General features: G+C 38.1%; 13 protein-coding genes, 2 tRNA genes and 1 pseudogene. 5 read left to right on the forward strand and 11 right to left on the reverse strand.

The genetic code is table 11. From position 1 onward, the window contains the following. Positions 1–151: 151 nt before the first annotated feature. From FYJ25_RS07600 to FYJ25_RS07610, 3 genes are all read right to left on the reverse strand, one after another. Positions 152–451, reverse strand: coding sequence for a hypothetical protein (locus FYJ25_RS07600; protein WP_154580961.1), 300 nt, complete (start codon positions 449–451; stop codon positions 152–154). Between the two features lie 38 nt (positions 452–489). Then, positions 490–693, reverse strand: a complete 204-nt coding sequence (locus FYJ25_RS07605) for a hypothetical protein (protein WP_154580962.1) — start codon at positions 691–693, stop codon at positions 490–492. Positions 694–880: 187 nt separating this feature from the next. Further along, entirely contained in the window at positions 881–3,127 is a 2,247-nt protein-coding gene (locus tag FYJ25_RS07610) for a YfhO family protein (RefSeq protein ID WP_154580963.1), read from the reverse strand. Between the two features lie 137 nt (positions 3,128–3,264). Here FYJ25_RS07610 and FYJ25_RS15230 point away from each other — a divergent pair. Then, positions 3,265–3,402 (forward strand): annotated as a pseudogene (locus FYJ25_RS15230) (transposase); the annotation flags it as partial. A 301-nt stretch (positions 3,403–3,703) separates the two neighbouring features. Here the strand turns inward: FYJ25_RS15230 and rlmD are convergent. Together rlmD and FYJ25_RS07625 are read right to left on the reverse strand one after the other, a co-directional pair. After that, positions 3,704–5,089, reverse strand: coding sequence for a 23S rRNA (uracil(1939)-C(5))-methyltransferase RlmD (gene rlmD, locus FYJ25_RS07620; RefSeq protein ID WP_154580985.1), 1,386 nt, complete (start codon positions 5,087–5,089; stop codon positions 3,704–3,706). Positions 5,090–5,115: 26 nt separating this feature from the next. Next, positions 5,116–6,072, reverse strand: coding sequence for a 3'-5' exoribonuclease YhaM family protein (locus tag FYJ25_RS07625; protein ID WP_096241260.1), 957 nt, complete (start codon positions 6,070–6,072; stop codon positions 5,116–5,118). 245 nt (positions 6,073–6,317) lie between these two features. On the opposite strand from FYJ25_RS07625, the gene FYJ25_RS07630 reads away from it, so the two are divergent. Then, positions 6,318–6,608 carry an acylphosphatase gene (locus FYJ25_RS07630; protein WP_096241261.1) on the forward strand — a complete coding sequence of 97 codons (291 nt, stop codon included), beginning with the start codon at positions 6,318–6,320 and terminating at the stop codon, positions 6,606–6,608. A 125-nt stretch (positions 6,609–6,733) separates the two neighbouring features. Continuing rightward, a complete protein-coding gene (locus tag FYJ25_RS07635) occupies positions 6,734–9,109 on the forward strand; it encodes an endonuclease MutS2 (protein ID WP_154580964.1) in 2,376 nt (791 codons plus the stop codon). A gap of 726 nt (positions 9,110–9,835) precedes the next feature. Here FYJ25_RS07635 and trmL read toward each other — a convergent pair. The 6 genes from trmL to FYJ25_RS07665 all read right to left on the reverse strand — a co-directional run bounded on the left by trmL (position 9,836) and on the right by FYJ25_RS07665 (position 16,806). After that, entirely contained in the window at positions 9,836–10,327 is a 492-nt protein-coding gene (gene trmL, locus FYJ25_RS07640; protein ID WP_021906323.1) for a tRNA (uridine(34)/cytosine(34)/5-carboxymethylaminomethyluridine(34)-2'-O)-methyltransferase TrmL, read from the reverse strand. A gap of 33 nt (positions 10,328–10,360) precedes the next feature. Next, positions 10,361–11,536 carry a pyridoxal phosphate-dependent aminotransferase gene (locus FYJ25_RS07645; protein ID WP_154580965.1) on the reverse strand — a complete coding sequence of 392 codons (1,176 nt, stop codon included), beginning with the start codon at positions 11,534–11,536 and terminating at the stop codon, positions 10,361–10,363. After that, positions 11,533–12,015, reverse strand: a complete 483-nt coding sequence (locus tag FYJ25_RS07650) for an Lrp/AsnC family transcriptional regulator (RefSeq protein ID WP_021906325.1) — start codon at positions 12,013–12,015, stop codon at positions 11,533–11,535. Before FYJ25_RS07650 ends, FYJ25_RS07645 begins: the two co-directional genes overlap by 4 nt. Before the next feature lie 85 nt (positions 12,016–12,100). Continuing rightward, positions 12,101–13,075, reverse strand: coding sequence for an AIR synthase-related protein (locus tag FYJ25_RS07655; RefSeq protein ID WP_154580966.1), 975 nt, complete (start codon positions 13,073–13,075; stop codon positions 12,101–12,103). 67 nt (positions 13,076–13,142) lie between these two features. After that, positions 13,143–14,594 carry a VanW family protein gene (locus FYJ25_RS07660; protein ID WP_154580967.1) on the reverse strand — a complete coding sequence of 484 codons (1,452 nt, stop codon included), beginning with the start codon at positions 14,592–14,594 and terminating at the stop codon, positions 13,143–13,145. Positions 14,595–14,937: 343 nt separating this feature from the next. Continuing rightward, complete coding sequence (locus FYJ25_RS07665) at positions 14,938–16,806, reverse strand: B12-binding domain-containing radical SAM protein (RefSeq protein ID WP_154580968.1); 1,869 nt, start codon at positions 16,804–16,806, stop codon at positions 14,938–14,940. A 500-nt stretch (positions 16,807–17,306) separates the two neighbouring features. Between FYJ25_RS07665 and FYJ25_RS07670 the strand changes: the two genes are divergently transcribed. Together FYJ25_RS07670 and FYJ25_RS07675 are read left to right on the forward strand one after the other, a co-directional pair. Continuing rightward, positions 17,307–17,377: transfer RNA gene (locus FYJ25_RS07670), tRNA-Gly, on the forward strand. 99 nt (positions 17,378–17,476) lie between these two features. Then, positions 17,477–17,548: transfer RNA gene (locus tag FYJ25_RS07675), tRNA-Gly, on the forward strand. Positions 17,549–18,024: the final 476 nt, after the last annotated feature.

Genomic DNA, 18,024 nt, shown 5'->3' on the forward strand with positions numbered 1-18,024 from the left:
TACAAGAACAAAAGAAACAGAAAACAAGAACCCCCTACTATAGCAAATGTAATGTCGAAGCAAGTAAAAATGCATTCAAGCATTTTTACGTAGTAACTACCTTTATAGTTGCTATAGTAGGGGGTTCTTGTTTTCGTCTATTTATTTTTGTTTATTTTATTTCACACAACCATTTTCTCTTATTATTTCTACATTTTTCTATAAGCCGATGGATTTCCATCATACTCTGGCTAATTTCTGAATTTCTATTTTTGTATGTAATCCCAACAGCCGAAGAATAATTGCCAATAGCACCAGGATGATAGCAAGTTATATCTTGGCGGGCATCTACTCCGATTACTATCTTATTTGTACTGGACACCTGAAAAAGAGCCGCTAATAAATAATCATTCACAGATACTCTATTGTCATGACATAATTTTTTTATTTCCAATAATCTTTTTACGGACATACTGCTTCTTGCGTATCCATAAGGATTTTTTTCATAAATTACTTTGCAAACATTTCGTATTCTGTATAAGAAACCATCTGTTTTTCCTTACGCCATAAACGATTTACTCTTTTTACGAGTACCTTACTAATACCAGATAACTTGCTTTTTTCTGGAAGATCTGACATTGAAGAAATCAATTGCTCTTTCACATACATAAGAATTTTGTTTTCTATATAGCAATCTGAAAATTCAACAACCAACTGCAGTAATGCCCTCCCATCGCATAAGAGATGGTGTGCTATAAATAGAATTTTGCTGTCTTGACTGATTTTATCAGTATCTATGAGTGTCTACAACTCTTCCAGAAACTGTTTTGAAGTAATCGGCAATACCTTTTCTTCGTTATAGCATGGAATAATGATAAATAACGTTGGCTTCTTCATCTACTCACCCTCTTTTCTTTCTTTTGTTGATAAACACAAATCCCATGAATATACAAACCGAAGCCGCTGATACTAAACTTCCCACACGGAAACCAGGAGTATGATAAGTGAAAACTATCTGATGTTCACCAGCCGGAATCTTTAAGGCCATCATTCCACCAGAATTAATAATCTTCGTCTCAAATCCATCCACTTTTGCAATCCATCCATTGCTCCACGGAACCGTGAAATACAGTAAACGATTTTGATCATAGCTTGCCGTACACGTAAAACCATGACTATCCCTATGAAATTCAGAAACTCTGTTTGCAACAGCTTTCGCCACTAACTCATCTACACTTGCCTCATAGTCAAGGCTTCCTTCTCCCGCATGAATAACTGCATCATTTAAATCGCCGAAATCATCTTCATCAACAATAGCTGCTTGCATAAGAGTCAAAGCTTTTTGTTCTTGAGGAATTGCCGTAAACTCTTCTTCTGTTAGCGCAAAATCCACAGCAAAACCTATAGGGCAAGCATTCTTTTCTGTCACATAGAATGTTTTCTCACGCCCTACAACTGTATCCAATATTTTTTTATCTCCTGGCTCCCTCGTTATTTCATATTTTCCTGCAAGAAGCTCAGAAAGGCCAGGTACATCATATTTGTTTTGCGTACGATTACTGGAATAATGACCAAACAGGGCATCAAATTTTCTTGAAGAATTCTCTACAGTGGTACAGAATACTCCGATTCCAGCAGCATCCCCATTAATCATCAATTCATTATTTACAGAATTATAGCGATATTGTGCATCTATCGTTTTTAATTGCAATCCAGCCTCAAAGTTTTCTTTATATCCTTCCACCGAATTGCTGCATGCACTTCTGTAAAAATGCAAAGTTAATGCAGTGGTAAGAATGCAGCCACACATTGTAAGTACCAATATATTTTTATATGAATTCCAGTTCAGCTTTTTCAACACGCAAAAAAGTAGTGGCCCAGCCAATGCAATAAAATAAAACAAAGTGAATCTTTTCACATCAAAAACTATACTGTCTCCATTGGCATTCCATTTTACAAATCGAATTGTAAAATAAAATATTGATAACATCGCCACATATAGCATTGAAGATTTCATCACTGGATAATCTTCAATATTTTCCAAAACTTTTGTAGTCGCCAAGGCTAATACCAAGACAAACATATACCACCAACGTTGATTGGATTCGCTAAACAAAAGAAAAATTGATTCCGACAGCGGAAACAATGAAATTATCCCTAATATCCACAGCAAATTAGAAAGCCATTCCTTCTTTTTCCCTCTTACATAAGCGATTACCAATGATATTCCAAAAAAAGGAAGATATGCCGAAGTAGAACTCCATCTCTGTCGTATTACGGCGCTGAATTCTCGCATAGATTCACCCGGAAAAAGAATACCCTTGATGATATGAAGTAGCCCTGCTGAATCATAAGTTAAATTTTCAAGATGGAGTTTATTCTGCCCTCTGGAATTTCCTAACACATAAAGAATGTTGGGAAAGAACAGAATTGCTGCCATCCCGACTCCTAAAACTCCGCATAATATACATGTCAAGATTCCAGAAATAAACTGTCGTACAGGCAGTTTTCTGTATCTAACCAGATAATAAATTGCAAGAAAAATAACCTCTCCGACGAAAAAGAAATAATTCAGCAAACAATTGATGAAGATTGTCAATACGAAGACAGGACGATATTTTTTGTCTTTCATTGCCATCTCAAGTCCCCATAACAATAATGGAAATATGGCTACAACATCATGGAAATGAAAGAATTCCAAATTTGTTGTCTGATAGCCTGAAAACGCATATAAAAGTGCTCCTATCACTGCCCATTGACGTTTATCAACAAAAAGCCTGAGATAAAGATATGCAGTTGTTGCCGCCGTTACATATTTGACGATATACAAAAATCCTGCAAGATATGGGAACACACCTCTTGGAGCCAGTAGACTTATCCAAATAAACGGACTCCCTAAATCATAAAAACTGAACGTATTAATAAAAGAGGAGCCTAAGTCTATATTCCAGCACCATTCTCCTGCATCACCTGAGTGGATCATATTCCACACTGCCGTTGCAAACGGCAATTGCTGAAAATTAAAATCATCAACAACCGTAAAAAAACCTCTACTTTTAAAAATAAAATATCCGAATATAATACTTGCAGATATTAGAGAAAAAAGTAGAGTTTGAATAAGGTAAACATCTTTTCTTCCCTTTTTCATCTGTCTCCCCCCTATATATTTTGATTTTCTGGGTATCAAAAATGTGTACTTTTCTGTAAATCGCCAATGCCGAAAGTATCTGTATTATTTTACCACAAAAGTACGTCTGTTTCAACATAAAACGACACTTTTAAAGGCGAAATTTCACGCCTGGGTTTATTATGGTTCTGCATACCTTTGGGTGGAATCTCAAATGGAATCCACATATTCACTGTCTGATTTCCGAAGGCGGCTACAATGATGATGGTTTTTGGCGTCATGTAAAATATCTAAACAGTGTCATCATCTTCTTATGCCTGCCTTTGCGCAGGTTTTTGTCATTCATGCGTTCAATAAAGATCGAACTTTCCTATAAAGTAAAAAATAGGAACACCCGCTTTTAACAAGTATCCCTATAATCTATCAATTATTTGATAGCTCTCTATTCATTTTCATATTCAGAATTCTTTGTGTTCCCCGTACCGAGGTCTAATGCAACAACAACGGTTACTTTCTTCACAAGGCTCTTTTCTTTGTGATTTTCGCCTATTCTTTTGAAACTGAAAAACTCCACAAAGTGCGTAAATTCAAGGATTTCTACATATTCTTCCTTTGTAGCAACACCACACTTTCCACATGAACAGAATGACTAAACTGATCTACGACGGCTACTTTCTCTAAAGTGTATTTTTCCTCACATAGTATCTTTAAATCTCTTGCCAATGTTGCCGGATCACAGCTCACGTACACGATACGTTCCGGTGCCATATCTAACATCGTATTTAAAAGGGCAGCATCGCAGCCTTTTCGCGGTGGATCTACTACAATAACATCTGGATGGATTCCTGTTTTTTCATACTGGGCAGGAACAATTTCTTCTGCCTTTCCAACGAAAAATTCAACATTGTCCATATGATTCAATGCGGCATTACGCCTTGCATCATCAATCGCTTCTTTTATGATTTCGACACCATAGACCTGTTTGGCTTTTTGTGCAAGGAATAGGGAGATTGTTCCAATTCCGCAGTATAAGTCCCAGACTAGTTCTTGGCCTTTTAAGTCCGCATACTCTAATGCTTTTGAATAAAGTACTTTCGTCTGCTGTGGATTCACCTGATAAAAGGAAAGTGGCCCGATCTGATATTTAATATCGCCGATATAATCTTCAATATAATCCTGACCCCAGACTGTTTCACAGTGTAATCCTAAAATTTTATTTGTCTTATCTGTATTTGTATTTACGATAATACTTGTCATACCCTCGATTTCTTTTAGTTTATCGACAAGTTTATTGATATTCTTTAACTGTTTTGCGGTTCCATTCACGATAAGGCATACCATGATCTCTCCTGTGGTAAATCCTACTCGTGTTAAAATATGACGGATCAATCCGCTATGATTCTTTTCATCATAGGCAGAGATCTTATTCCCCCTCATATATGCAAGTACTTTTTCAACGATTGGATGGGTTACTTTTGCCTGAATCGCACAATTAGTATTTGCTACAATGGAATGGGTTCTTCCCGCATAAAATCCAGCAACAAGATTCCCTTCTTTATCATATCCTACAGGAAACTGTGCCTTATTGCGGTAATGCCAAGGTTCTTCCATCCCATATACCGGCTCCATCTTCTGTTCTATATCTTCTTTTTCAAAACCGCCTATGCGGGTAAGACAGCCTTCTACAAGCCCTTTTTTAAAGTGGAGCTGTTTGTCATAAGAGATCTGTTGTAATTTACAACCGCCACACTGTCTTGCAACAGGGCACAGAGGGGGCACTCTATCTTCTGATGGCTTTATAATCTCCACAAGACGGGCATATCCGTAATTCTTTTTTAACTTTGTTATGGAAACTTTCACTTCGTCACCGATTACCGTATCCTTAACAAAGAGGGGAAAGCCCTGGTACTTCCCAAGACCTTCCCCTTCCTTTGTAAAATCTTCGATTGTAAGTGAAACTTCCTGATTCTTTTTCAAGTTCAAATTCTTCTCTGATTTCACTTTCTTATTCAATCCTTTTCTCCTAAATGACTTGTCGGTCTGATATTCGTTTCAAATAATTTATTGTAGCCTTTCCATTCACCACTCTGACGGCTTTCTTCGGCAAGTGCTTCAATAAATGTCTCCATCTTCGCATCGGTATTATCTGCAAAGTTAAGAGCCAGCGCCTCGATTAAGGCAGGTTTTTTGGGGGAACCGTATTCTAATTCACCATGATGTGCAAGAATACAGTGCTTTAATTCATTCGCCAGCTTTGGTGGGAATCCATGAATTTCTCTGATCTTTTCATCGAGCATCATCGTTCCCATAACAATATGTCCAACTAACTGTCCAACATCTGTATAATCGTTCTCCGGGAAATTAGAAAGCTCATCAATCTTTCCAATATCATGACAGATTGCTGCTGTAATAAGTAAATCTTTATTCAGGATCGGATATTGGGTACAGTAGAAATCACACAGCTTCGTTACACTCAGTGTATGCTCTAATAATCCACCCATAAATCCATGATGCACTCTCTTTGCTGCTGAATGTGCTTTGAACTTCGCAGCAAACTCTTTATCTCCGAAAAAGGCAACTAAGAGCTGTCTTAAATAAATATTCTGTACATGATTCACATAATTAGATAGCTCTTTAAACATGCCATCGATACTCTTGCTAGAGCAAGGAATATAATCTTCCATGGCAAACTCGCCTTCTCTGGCTTTACGGAGTCTTCTTACATTCAACTGAAGGCTACCCTGAAAACTTGTGATATTCCCCTCAACACGAATGTAATCCATCTGCTCAAAATTATCAATTCCATTATTCAAATCCCAGATCTTTGTATCTATTACACCGGTTTTATCCTGTAAGATCATGGAATAATAAGTCTTTCCTGCTTTTGTTTTTGCAATATTCTTTACTTTACAAAGGTATACATCAGAGACATTATCTCCTTCTCTGAGTTCATTAATATAACGCATATACGTTTCCTTTCTAGCTTTCTCATTAATTACTTCACATATTATAGCGTAAATTTCATATGCTGACAACCAAGAAAATCGTCTATTTTGCAGAATTTTCCGCTTTTTCAAAAGCTTTCTCCCCCATCTTGATTGACAAATCGAATGTTTCGTGTCACAATTACTTTTACATTATTTTTTATCTTAAATTTACTAAATTAAAGAAAGGAATAGTCCGGCACATTATCGGACTGTAGAAACGCACTATGATCAGAAAACATATTATTGCACATGGCCGCGTACAAGGCGTTGGTCTTCGATTTACAGTAACCGGTTTCGCAAAAAAATATAATGTAACCGGATGGGTTCGCAATCTTTATGACGGTACAGTAGAGATGGAAGTGCAGGGACTTGAACACCGCGTGGACCTCTTTTTACAGGAGTTATCCTCTGATCGGCCAGGTGGGAATGGTTTTATCCGCATTGACAGACTGGATATCTCAGATATTCCTTCCGTAAATGCAGCAAAAGAAACCCGATTCCGGGCACGCTATTAATAATCTCATATACGATACTGTATCAACAGATAATGAATATATGAAAATCTTAACATGTACTCTCGGAATCTTTTTTTGCTTGATTTTGTAAGAGTACATTTAACTTATCTGAGAGGATTTTATTTATGAATACAAAGGCATTTATCACATTAGAATATGATAAAATAATTAAAAAGCTGGAAACTTTTGCTTCTTCCACAATGGGAAAGAAGCTTTGCAAAGATTTGCTTCCCTCTTCTGACTACGAAGAAATCTTATCCGCACAGACAGAAACAAAGGATGCATTAACCCGGCTTTATAAGACGGGTTATCTTTCTTTTCAGGGACTTTCCGATATCCGCCCACATTTAAGGCTACTAGAAATTGATTCCACACTCAATCAAAAGGAACTTCTTGAGATTGCCCGTCTTCTTTCTATTACGGCACAGGCAGTCGAATACGGAGATACCGAAGATGAAGTGCTGGCTTATGACTCTTTAAACAGTTATTTTGGAGAACTTGACCCGCTCGAATTCCTGTATCAGCGAATTACCCAGTGCATCCTATCAGAAGATGAAATCAGTGATAATGCTTCTTCCGCATTAAAAGATATCCGGCGGGAAATCAAGCAGACAAATATTTCCATTCACAATAAGCTGACTTCCGTTATCAACTCACAAAATAATAAAACTATGCTTCAGGATGCATTGATTACTGTCCGTAACGGCCGTTACTGTGTTCCTGTAAAAACAGAATACCGCAATGCATTTCCTGGTATGATTCATGATCAGTCCTCATCCGGTTCCACACTTTTCATCGAACCGATGGCTGTCGTACAGTTAAATAACCATTTAAAAGAATTAGATATTAAAGAAAAAATGGAAATCGAAAAGATTCTGCAGTCTTTAAGCGCCCAGGCCGCTTCCTGCAGCCGGGAATTAGAAGAGAATCAGAAGATTCTCACAAAGCTTGACTTTATTTTTGCCAAAGCAAAATATGCAAAAGAATATCAGGGAACAGAACCGATCTTTAATACCGACGGCATTGTAGATATCAAACAGGGCAGACATCCTCTGCTTGATCCGAAAAAAGTAGTTCCGATTCATATTTATATTGGAGAAGATTTCAATATGCTCCTTCTTACCGGACCAAACACCGGTGGTAAAACGGTTTCTTTAAAAACAGTTGGTCTTTTCCAGCTCATGGGACAGGCCGGTCTTCATATTCCGGCATTTCAGGGTTCCCGCCTTGCTGTATTTTCCGATATTTTTGCTGATATTGGCGATGAACAGAGTATTGAGATGAACTTATCCACATTTTCTTCTCATATGACGAACCTTGTCCACATTTTAAACGAAGCTGACCCCAATTCTCTCGTCTTACTCGATGAGTTATGTGGCGGAACCGACCCGACAGAAGGTGCGGCACTTGCGATTGCCATCTTAGATGATCTACATACAGGTAAGATTCGTACTGTTGCAACAACGCATTATGCGGAGCTTAAAATGTACGCAATGGATACAGAAGGCGTCGAAAATGCCTGTTGTGAATTCGACCTTGAAACACTTTCTCCAACTTACCGCCTCTTAATCGGTATTCCTGGAAAAAGTAATGCGTTCTCCATCAGTGAACGCCTCGGTCTTCCGGACTATATCATCGAGCAGGCCCGCTCCCAGATTGATGCTACGGCTATCGACTTTGAAAATATGCTCTCTGAATTAGAGAAAAATAAAGCGGAAATCGAAAAAGAGCAGTCTGAACTTTACAAGACAAAACAGGAAATCGAAAACTTAAAAAACAGCCTGAAAGAAAAACAGGATGATATCAAAGAAAAACGAGACAAAATGCTCCGGGACGCTCGTGAGGAAGCTCGAAATATTCTCGAAGAAGCCAAGGAAGTTGCCGATGAATCCATCCGCAAATACCACGCATGGGGACAGCATCCAAAGCAGAACAACATGAAGAAAATGGAAGCACAAAGAAGTGACCTTCGAGGCCGCATGAGTAAGCTTGATAAAAAACTTGCTTACAAAGCAAAGAAATCTTCCACTATCTCCGATCCTTCTGACTTTAAAGTAGGCGATTCCGTATTTGTAACTACACTTTCTCTAAACGGAACCGTAAAAGAAGCCGCCAACAAAGATGGGGACCTTATAATCCAGATGGGCTTCCTAAGTTCGGTAGTAAACTATAAAAACTTAGAACTCCTCGCCCCTGAAAAAGCACCAAAACCACAGCATCAGCCAAAAGACCGCTACAGCATTAATAAAGCGGCAACCATCAATCCAGAAATTAACCTTCTCGGAAATACTGTGGACGAGGCAATTGCCCGTCTTGAAAAATATCTTGATGATGCCATGATTGCCGGCCTTACTTCCGTCCGCGTTGTTCATGGAAAGGGAACCGGCGCTTTACGAAAAGGAATCCACGAATATCTCCGTAAGCTCAAATTTGTCAAATCCTATAAACTCGCAGAATTCGGCGAAGGAGATGCGGGGGTAACAATCGTAACTTTTAAATAAATACTAATTTGAGGGGGACACAGACGCCGCTTTAGTAGAAGATATTGAGCTGAATTGTAGTTAGTCTTGTAAAGAAAAAAGAATAGTTATAAGTTAGATTTTGTTCCGTTGCGCTAAACGCTTCATTTTGCCTCAAAAAACGAAAACTTCGGAAAAACGAGTCCGAAGTTTTCAGAGTCAAAATTCCACAGCGCAAAGTCACAAAATGCAATACTTATAACTATTCTTTTTTCTTTATCATAGTCTTCTTACAATTCAGCATAAAATTTTATTTCAGCGGCTGACTGCTCTTAATGAGGAATTAGTATTTTAGTCTGAGGGAAAAAGAGGAGATTGTCCAGAAGTCTATGGTTTTCACTAGAATAAAAATCTCCAGAGGGGAATATTTTCCCACTGGATTTGTAGTCGATCTTCTAAAGCAAAAGGAATTGTAAGACATTATTATATGGAAAGAAATCGGATTAATCGGAAGGCTTTGACCTTCACTACTATTTTCTTATGCGGAACAGTTTTTTTGATTAAAAATCATAGCCTTCTGGGCAATCCCCCATTCTCACCAACTGTGAGTTTTGTATAGTCAGAAAAAAGAAAAAACTAATACATCCCAGATGCGGCTTCGGAGTGTGTTTAAGATGCGAACGAGCATCTTAAATACAGCGACTACAGAGCAGATGGGATGTATTAGTTTTTTCTTTTTTCGTCTACACGAAATCTACAAATTCGTATTTACCATTCGTATTTGTGTAGTTGTCCTTCGAGTTCAAGTTCTTTGAAGCCCTGCTGTCTTAATGCTTCATACAACACGATTGCTACAGAGTTTCCAAGATTCAGTGAACGGATATGATCGAGCATCGGGATACGAACAGCGGTTTCTTTATGTTCAAGCAGAATTTCTTCCGGAATTCCGGCACTTTCTTTTCCGAACATAATGTAGCAGCCATCTTCGTATTCTACATCTGTGTATGTCTGTTTTGACTTTGTTGTTGCCATGTAAATTTTTGCTCCGGGATTTTTCGCAAGAAAGTCTTCAAAGTTTACATAGGTGCGGACATCTAATTTATCCCAGTAATCAAGTCCGGCCCGTTTGAGCATTTTGTCGTTGATTTTGAAGCCAAGTGGCTCGATCAGGTGAAGAACGCTTCCTGTTGCTACGCAGGTTCTTCCGATATTTCCGGTGTTTGCCGGCATTTCCGGCTCATGTAATACAATGTTTACCATAATTATTCCTCGATATTTCTTTATTTACTACTATTATAGGTTTTTCTCTTTACGTAATCTTTCAACAAAGTTTGCTAAACGTCCTAATGCTTCTTTTAATTCTTCGATGGAATACGCATAAGAGATTCTAAGGAAGCCTTCTCCGCAGTCACCAAAAGCGGTTCCTGGAATGACTGCTACTTCTTCTTCGTGTAAGAAACGGTTTGCAAATTCATCGGAAGTCATTCCAAATTCTTTGATGCATGGGAACAGATAAAATGCGCCTTCCGGTTCAAAACATTTTAGTCCCATTTCTGAGAAAAGTTCTAATACAAATCGACGGCGTTGATTATATGCATTTCGCATAATCTGTACGTCTTCTTCTCCGTTTGTCATTGCCTCGATTGCGGCATACTGACTTGTTGTCGGTGCTGCCATGATCGCAAACTGATGAATTTTTAATATTTGCTGCATGATCAGTTCCGGACCTGTAGCAAATCCCATTCTCCATCCGGTCATAGCAAATGACTTACTGAATCCATTGATGATAATCGTTCTGTCTCTCATTCCCGGAAGTGAAGCGATAGAACAGTGATCTTGTCCGTAGGTAAGTTCTGCATAAATCTCATCGGAAATGACATACAGATCTTTTTCTTTTATAATTTCGGCGATTGGCTCTAAGTCTTCGCGAGTCATAATTGCACCTGTTGGATTATTCGGATAAGATAAAATTAAAATCTTTGTTTTATCTGTAATCGCGGCAAGTAATTCTTCGGGCTGTAATTTAAATTGATTCTCTTCTTTTAAATTAATCGTGACCGGAACTCCATCTGCCAGCTTAATGCAAGGAAGATAGGATACGAACGCCGGCTCCGGTAAAATAACTTCATCTCCCGGATTGATCATTGCGCGGAGTGCAAGGTCAATTCCTTCACTTCCGCCAACTGTTACTACGATTTCATGTACAGGATCATATTCTAAATCATATTTACGATACATGTAGTGTGCGATTGCTTTTCGAAGTTCTAACAGTCCGGCATTCGATGTATAAAAAGTGCGTCCCTTTTCCAAAGAATAGATGCCTTCCTCACGAATATGCCATGGTGTGTCAAAATCCGGCTCACCTACCCCAAGAGAAATCGCATTAGGCATTTCCTGTACCAGATCGAAAAATTTGCGGATTCCCGATGGTTTCATTTCCACTACTTTATCAGATAAGGGATTTCTCATGGTGTCACCTTCATTCTGTTCGTTGGTTCTTTATCAATAAGGATCATTCCATGATCTTTATACTTTTTCAGAACAAAATGTGTTGCCGTACCGGCAACTGCCTCTAATGTTGAAAGCTTCGTTGATACAAACATAGATACTTCTTTTAATGTTTTTCCTTCTAAAAAGATTGCAAAATCAAATGCTCCGGACATAAGATATATTGACTTTACTTCCGGATAGTTCGTAATTCTTTCCGCAAGTTTTTCAAAGCCTTGTCCTCTTTGTGGGGTAACACGAACTTCGATAAATGCGGTTACTTTTTCTGTATCTGTTTTATCCCAGTTAATCAGTGTAGGATAACCGCAGATAATGCCCTCATTCTCCATTTTTTCGATTTCTTCTAACACCATGCTCTCATCGGTTCCAAGCATGATTGCCAGATCATGCAAGTCTATTCTGCTGTTATTTTCCAGCATTTTTAAAATCTCATTACGCATCTGCTACTCTCCTTTATATTTTGTCACTATCAATATGATATCGTTACTATTACATCGTTGGCAATGCCTATTTATATTACAATAATTATACTTTATAATATTCATCCATTTTCGGGGGCTCTAAAAAACGAGCCTCTTCATCGTAATGTATCAGGCGGTCATTTCCTGATGTTGTCTGACCGATCACTGCCGATTCTATGCCAGCTTTCTGAAACTGTTCTACTAATCTGGCTCCATTTGCACAGGCAAGAAGCAAGGTTCCACCGGACCGAAGCATATATGGATTTAAATTAAAATATTCACATACTTCGATTGTATGTTGTCTGATCGGTATATTTTTTAAATCAACAGAAAGACCAACGTTCTTTGCGGCTGCCATTTCCCACAGTGCGGCAAAAATACCACCTTCTCTTACATCATGAATAGAAATAACTTCTCTTTCCTGTAAAATGTCAGATACTGCGGACATCGAACCATCATCAAATAAATGCTTTGCCGTTTCAATATAAGACGGCGCATATCTTTCTTCTAAACGATCCGCATGCTCCGTTGCAATCATTGCTGCTCCCTCTCTTCCGATAGTTCCTGCAATAACCAGATCTAAATTTGTATATTCTGCCCGGGCTCCCTCTTTTTTCTTTTGAATTCCCATTGCTGTCACAGATAAAATAAGAGTACTTACAAAAGGAGACACTGCTGTATGTCCTGAAATTACCAGAATGTCTTCCTGTGTACAAAGTGCATCGATCTCCTTCATTAAAAATTTTAACTGTTTTTCCTCTGTATCTTGTGGCATAAGAACGCTAAGTGAAATTGCCTTGATTTTTGCTCCGGCTGCCAGCATACTATTTACAGCGCCATAAACAGCTCTCTTTGCCGCAAATGTCCAGCCTTCTATCGGATTCACCGATAATGCTACCCCGGCATCCTCTGAAAATTCCGGCATAAAAAGAACCCCGGCATCCTCACCGGATGCCGGAGAGCCTTCTTCACTGTGATTATGCAACTGTCTTAGTACCGAGCGTTTTAAAATACTCTCTTTTACTTTTCCTATCCGCATAATATCTCCCGCACAGAGCAGGCATACACCTGCTCTGTTTTATCTATTTTTCATTCATTATTCTTCATTAATTACCGTTTGGCTGCTTCACATCGGCTTTGGCTTTATCCTCTGCCTTTGTTGTTTTCTTTCCAGTTTCTGTCGTTGGCTTTGGAACTTCTTTTTTCTTTGTTCCAACACGAACAACCGATGGCGTTGACATATAAGAACTGGAATTCACCTGTGTTCTCTTTGTCTCTTTGCCGTCTATGTATACAACCTTCCACAGCCTTGCTGTATAACCGGTACGTCCATTAGATTCCACAACACGCTTTCCTTCTTCCATCGTATTATCTTTAATCACTTTTTCGGAAGGACCTCTTACAGAAAGGGTCTGTGATACATATTCTACTTTACGGTTTGAAGCACGATATTCCTTACCATAAATAGTAAATGTAATACTGCTTCCACCTGCGGTTCCTTGAATATAAATCGGATGATCTAAATTATTAGTAAACTTTAAATCCTTATCTGTTCCGGAAATTGCCGCATCGGCAGATAAAGGAACATAATGAACCGTCATAGAATGATTTAAACGCTCTGTTACATTTAACTCTGCTCTAAGAACTGCATTATAAAGAGTCGTTGAAACCTGACAGATTCCACCACCATAGGTCTGAACTGTCTGCCCATTTGAATAAGAACCTGCAAGATGATATCCATTAGCCGCTGTAAATGGCGCAACTTTAGAATATACAGAGAAGGATTCTCCCGGATATAATACGGTTCCATTGATGAGACTTGCTCCATTCTCTACATTCGCACATCTTCCAGAAGCAGATCCAGCATAGGATGTTGTATATGTACCAAGTACATCCTTAATTGCAGAAAGCTCCTTCTTTGTGTGCTTTGCCTTATCTAAAGTATAATCCATCGGAAATACAACAGACTTATGATCCCAGTTCTTATTATCAAAAACTTCTGCAAGCTTCTCTGCATTCGCATCAAAATCGATAGCAATACCATGTACATGTTTTGTAATAACAAACTTACCATCTACACGCTTAATTGTCGCATCCTTCTTCTTTGCAAGAAACTTCTTTGCCTTCTTTGCGACAACCTTCTTTGTTTCTTCTTTATCTACAGAAAATGTAAGTGGAAAGTCGGTTCCTTTCTTCTCAAGCTCCCTGACTTCCATCACTCTCTTAAAAACATTACCTGTCTTCCCAAGATTATATGCTTCCTCTACCACATCCATGTTTGTACACTTCAAGCCGATATCTGAAAGAGGGAATGCGGTCTCCTTCTTCCTTACCTGTAATGTCACTGTTTCCTGTGATACTTGATCTACGTACTCCTGTACCTTTGCCTCCGCTTCTTTCTGCGTCATTCCGCCAACAGACATCCCCTGAATCGTTACTCCCGGATAAATCGCGTCAATATTAATATACTTAGAATAGTAATAATAAAATCCCGCTCCGGCGCCTGCTAAAAGAAGAAGAAGCAATACAAGAACAACAACCCCTATTCTTTTCTTCATCTCACACCTTTTCACTTTCTTTCTAAAACTTATCTATTGTATTCTCACATCTGATATAAACAAAACAGCTTTACAACTGCAGCAAAATTCTGGTCGTCTTCCTGCCAAAATACACATTGCCTACATCATCATCGGCGCTACTGTAGTGATTACCATTGCGATTACTACTATTGCTACTACAATCGTAGCGATTCTCTGTCTTCTCTTTGTACCATTTGACTTCATAATATATTCCTCTCTTTTAAATCATATTTCTGTACTTTTTTATAAAGTAAAAAACATCTTCAATGTTGAATAGTTACATTCTAAGCCATTTCTGTCTTACATTCAAGTATGTATTTTATTAGATTTTACCCTTTTGGGGCGAAACATTCCATTCCACAGTCCTTGCAGCACGATTTAACGGGTTTCTTTTATTATAATCAAACAAACAACATACTCTCTTTTCTACAATCGTTCCATTCTCCTCAAACTGCTTTATATCAATTTCAAATAGTTCAATATGACTCTGATTCGCTGCTTTTTTTGAATCATATGTACCTGCCTGTACTTCTTCTGGGAAAAGTTTTTCTCCCTGTTCTCTATACAGCATCTTCCATTCTTTCTTGTACTTTGCGGTATCTTTTGCCCACACTGGTCTTCCTTTTACATTTTCTCGAAGATACATATCATACAACATAATCTCATCTAAAATATTCCATCTGACTTCCTGCATATGTTCCCTTAAGAATTCGCGAAGAATATTATATTTTTCCAGACGATTATGATTCAATTTATGGTAACCTTTTTTCCGATAAGATGCTGAGAACATTTCATAAAAACGAAACGGACTTTCAAAAAATGGTACGGCATACTTCAATGTCAGCGCATACTGCCCACTATTATAATAAAGCTCTACCAGTTCCTCCACACCTTTTAATAAAATAATCTCATCATAAGAAAGCCATTTTGTGCCAAGCACTTCATACGGAGACTGATTTCTATAGATAATGTCGTATTTTTTAACTTCCTCTTCCATCACTGTCCCCTTCAGAACTTTAAGGAACCCTAGCTGAAGCTGATCTGGTTCATGTGCATACAGATCATTAAAAGACTTTCCAAAGCTCTCATAATCTTCATAGGGAAGCCCCGCGATCAAATCCAAATGCTGGTGAATATTTCCCAGTTTATGTACTCTGTCCACATAATGAAAAAGCTTATCTAAATCCATATGCCGATGAATCGCATCAACCGTCTCCCCATTCGTAGACTGCACTCCGATTTCAAGCTGGATCAGACCCGGCCGCATCTTTGCAAAAAGTTCCAACTCTTCCTCTCCAAGCAGATCCGAAGAAATCTCAAAATGAAAATTCGTAATACCATTATCATGTTCCACCAGATAACTCCAAATATCAATCGCTCTTTGCCGATTACAGTTAAATGTCCTGTCAACAAACTTCACCTGCGGAACCTTTGCCTCAAGAAATGCATCCAGCTCCTTTTTCACAAGCTCCAATGAACGGAACCGCACCGTCTTATCCACAGAAGAAAGACAGTAACTGCAACGAAACGGACATCCCCTGCTTGTCTCGTAATATAAAATCTTATGCTCAAAAAGATGAAAATCTTCATACACAAAAGGAATCGTATCCATATTCATCAAAGCAGCAAAACCTGTATTGATGATTTTCGATTTACTCTCCATACTACTCTCGCCAATTTCCAATGCTGATTTTTCGGAAAAATCCCGAACGGCGATTCCCTGTAACTTCTGAAGTTTTGCCATATCTATATGATTCGTTGAGTTGGTATTCTCTTCTCCTGCGAAATATTTATCTTCTAGCGCAAAACGAATCAGTTCAGAAAAAACTTCTTCTCCCTCTCCCTGCATAATAAGATCAAATGCTGAATTCTGCTCTAAAAATTTATTCGCCGCATAAGAAACTTCCGGACCTCCAGCCCATATTTTTACAGCAGGGCTTACCTTCTTAAGCTCTGCTGCTAACTCTCTTACAAAAGAAATATTCCAGATATAACAGGAGAAAATAACCACATCGGCCTTCGTCTCATATAAATCCTGTAAAATATCCTCTACATAATTATTAATCGTATATTCTTTTAAAATAATCTCCGCTCCCGGAATCTTCTTCCTGTCTGCATATGCTTTCAGGCTGAAGATTGCCAGATTTGAGTGGATATACTTTGCATTAATTCCGCATAATAAAAAGCGCATTACATACTCCTTCCAACAAAATTCAAGTCGAGCAGGTTCTTTTATTCAATACGGGATTCAAATAGAACTTCCTGGCTCTGTCTGAATAAAAAACCTACGGAAATGTACTCCGCAGGCTGATTTTCATTCGAACGTTTTCAGTATAACATGAGATGAGCGTTTTTAATAGGGGAATGTTGTTTAAATGGCTAAACTGACGCCCCTTATCCTCTGTAATATACAAAATGCTTCGTATCACTGCGTCCAAACTGCTCAACCGCAGCTTGAACTTGCTCTAAGGCGCATTTTTGTATATTACAGAGGATAAGAGGGCTGTCCATTCTTAAACCTCCTAACTACAAACTCCCAATCTGGCAAGTCTGTTAGAAACTTAGAAAAGTGAATTAATGAACTTTAGTTTTCTATAAAGCTATAATCTTCTGAACAATTTCAAAAAAACCCCTTGCATTTTCAAAAAAACTATGCTAGAATAAATTTCGTTGTGAGACAGCACAGCATATGCGGGTGTAGTTCAATGGTAGAACACTAGCCTTCCAAGCTAGATACGTGGGTTCGATTCCCATCACCCGCTTTTATTTTTTCAAAGTTGTTAAAACATTTCAAATAGTTCTTGACAATTAGAAAATATATGATATACTAAATACAGTTGAATAATTCATTTAAGTTTTATGCACGAGTGGCTCAGTGGTGGAGTATCGCCTTGCCAAGGCGAGGGTCGCGGGTTCGAATCCCGTCTCGTGCTTTTTTTGTTGTCTTTTTATTCAACTAATTTATACTAGAATTAAATTTGGAGATGTTGCATTATAATAATATACTGCAGCATCTCCATTTTTTCACTTACTGGTAATTAGCTATCTTGTAAACGAAATGATAAATTTTTAATCCATATAAAATAAGAACTTGCCAACAGGATACTTGATAAGAACCACGTTATACCAAAGAAACTATATTTAACATTTGACCACAGCATATACGCAGCAAACAATACTATCGCAATATAAAACAAAATACTTACAATCTTCCATATCAGCGAATCATCGGACGAATAACAAATTTTTCTTATATCAACATATTCATTAGTTTGATATATCAAGGTGATGATAATCACTGCGATAGAACTAATAATTTTTATAATAGCTGCTCCATAATTCCACATTATAGGAAAGATCAACAATACTATTGTATTACTAACTTTAGAACCATCCGCCGTATCCATCA

It is taken from the genome of Anaerobutyricum soehngenii, assembly GCF_009697165.1.
Taxonomy (GTDB): Bacteria; Bacillota; Clostridia; order Lachnospirales; family Lachnospiraceae; genus Anaerobutyricum; species Anaerobutyricum soehngenii.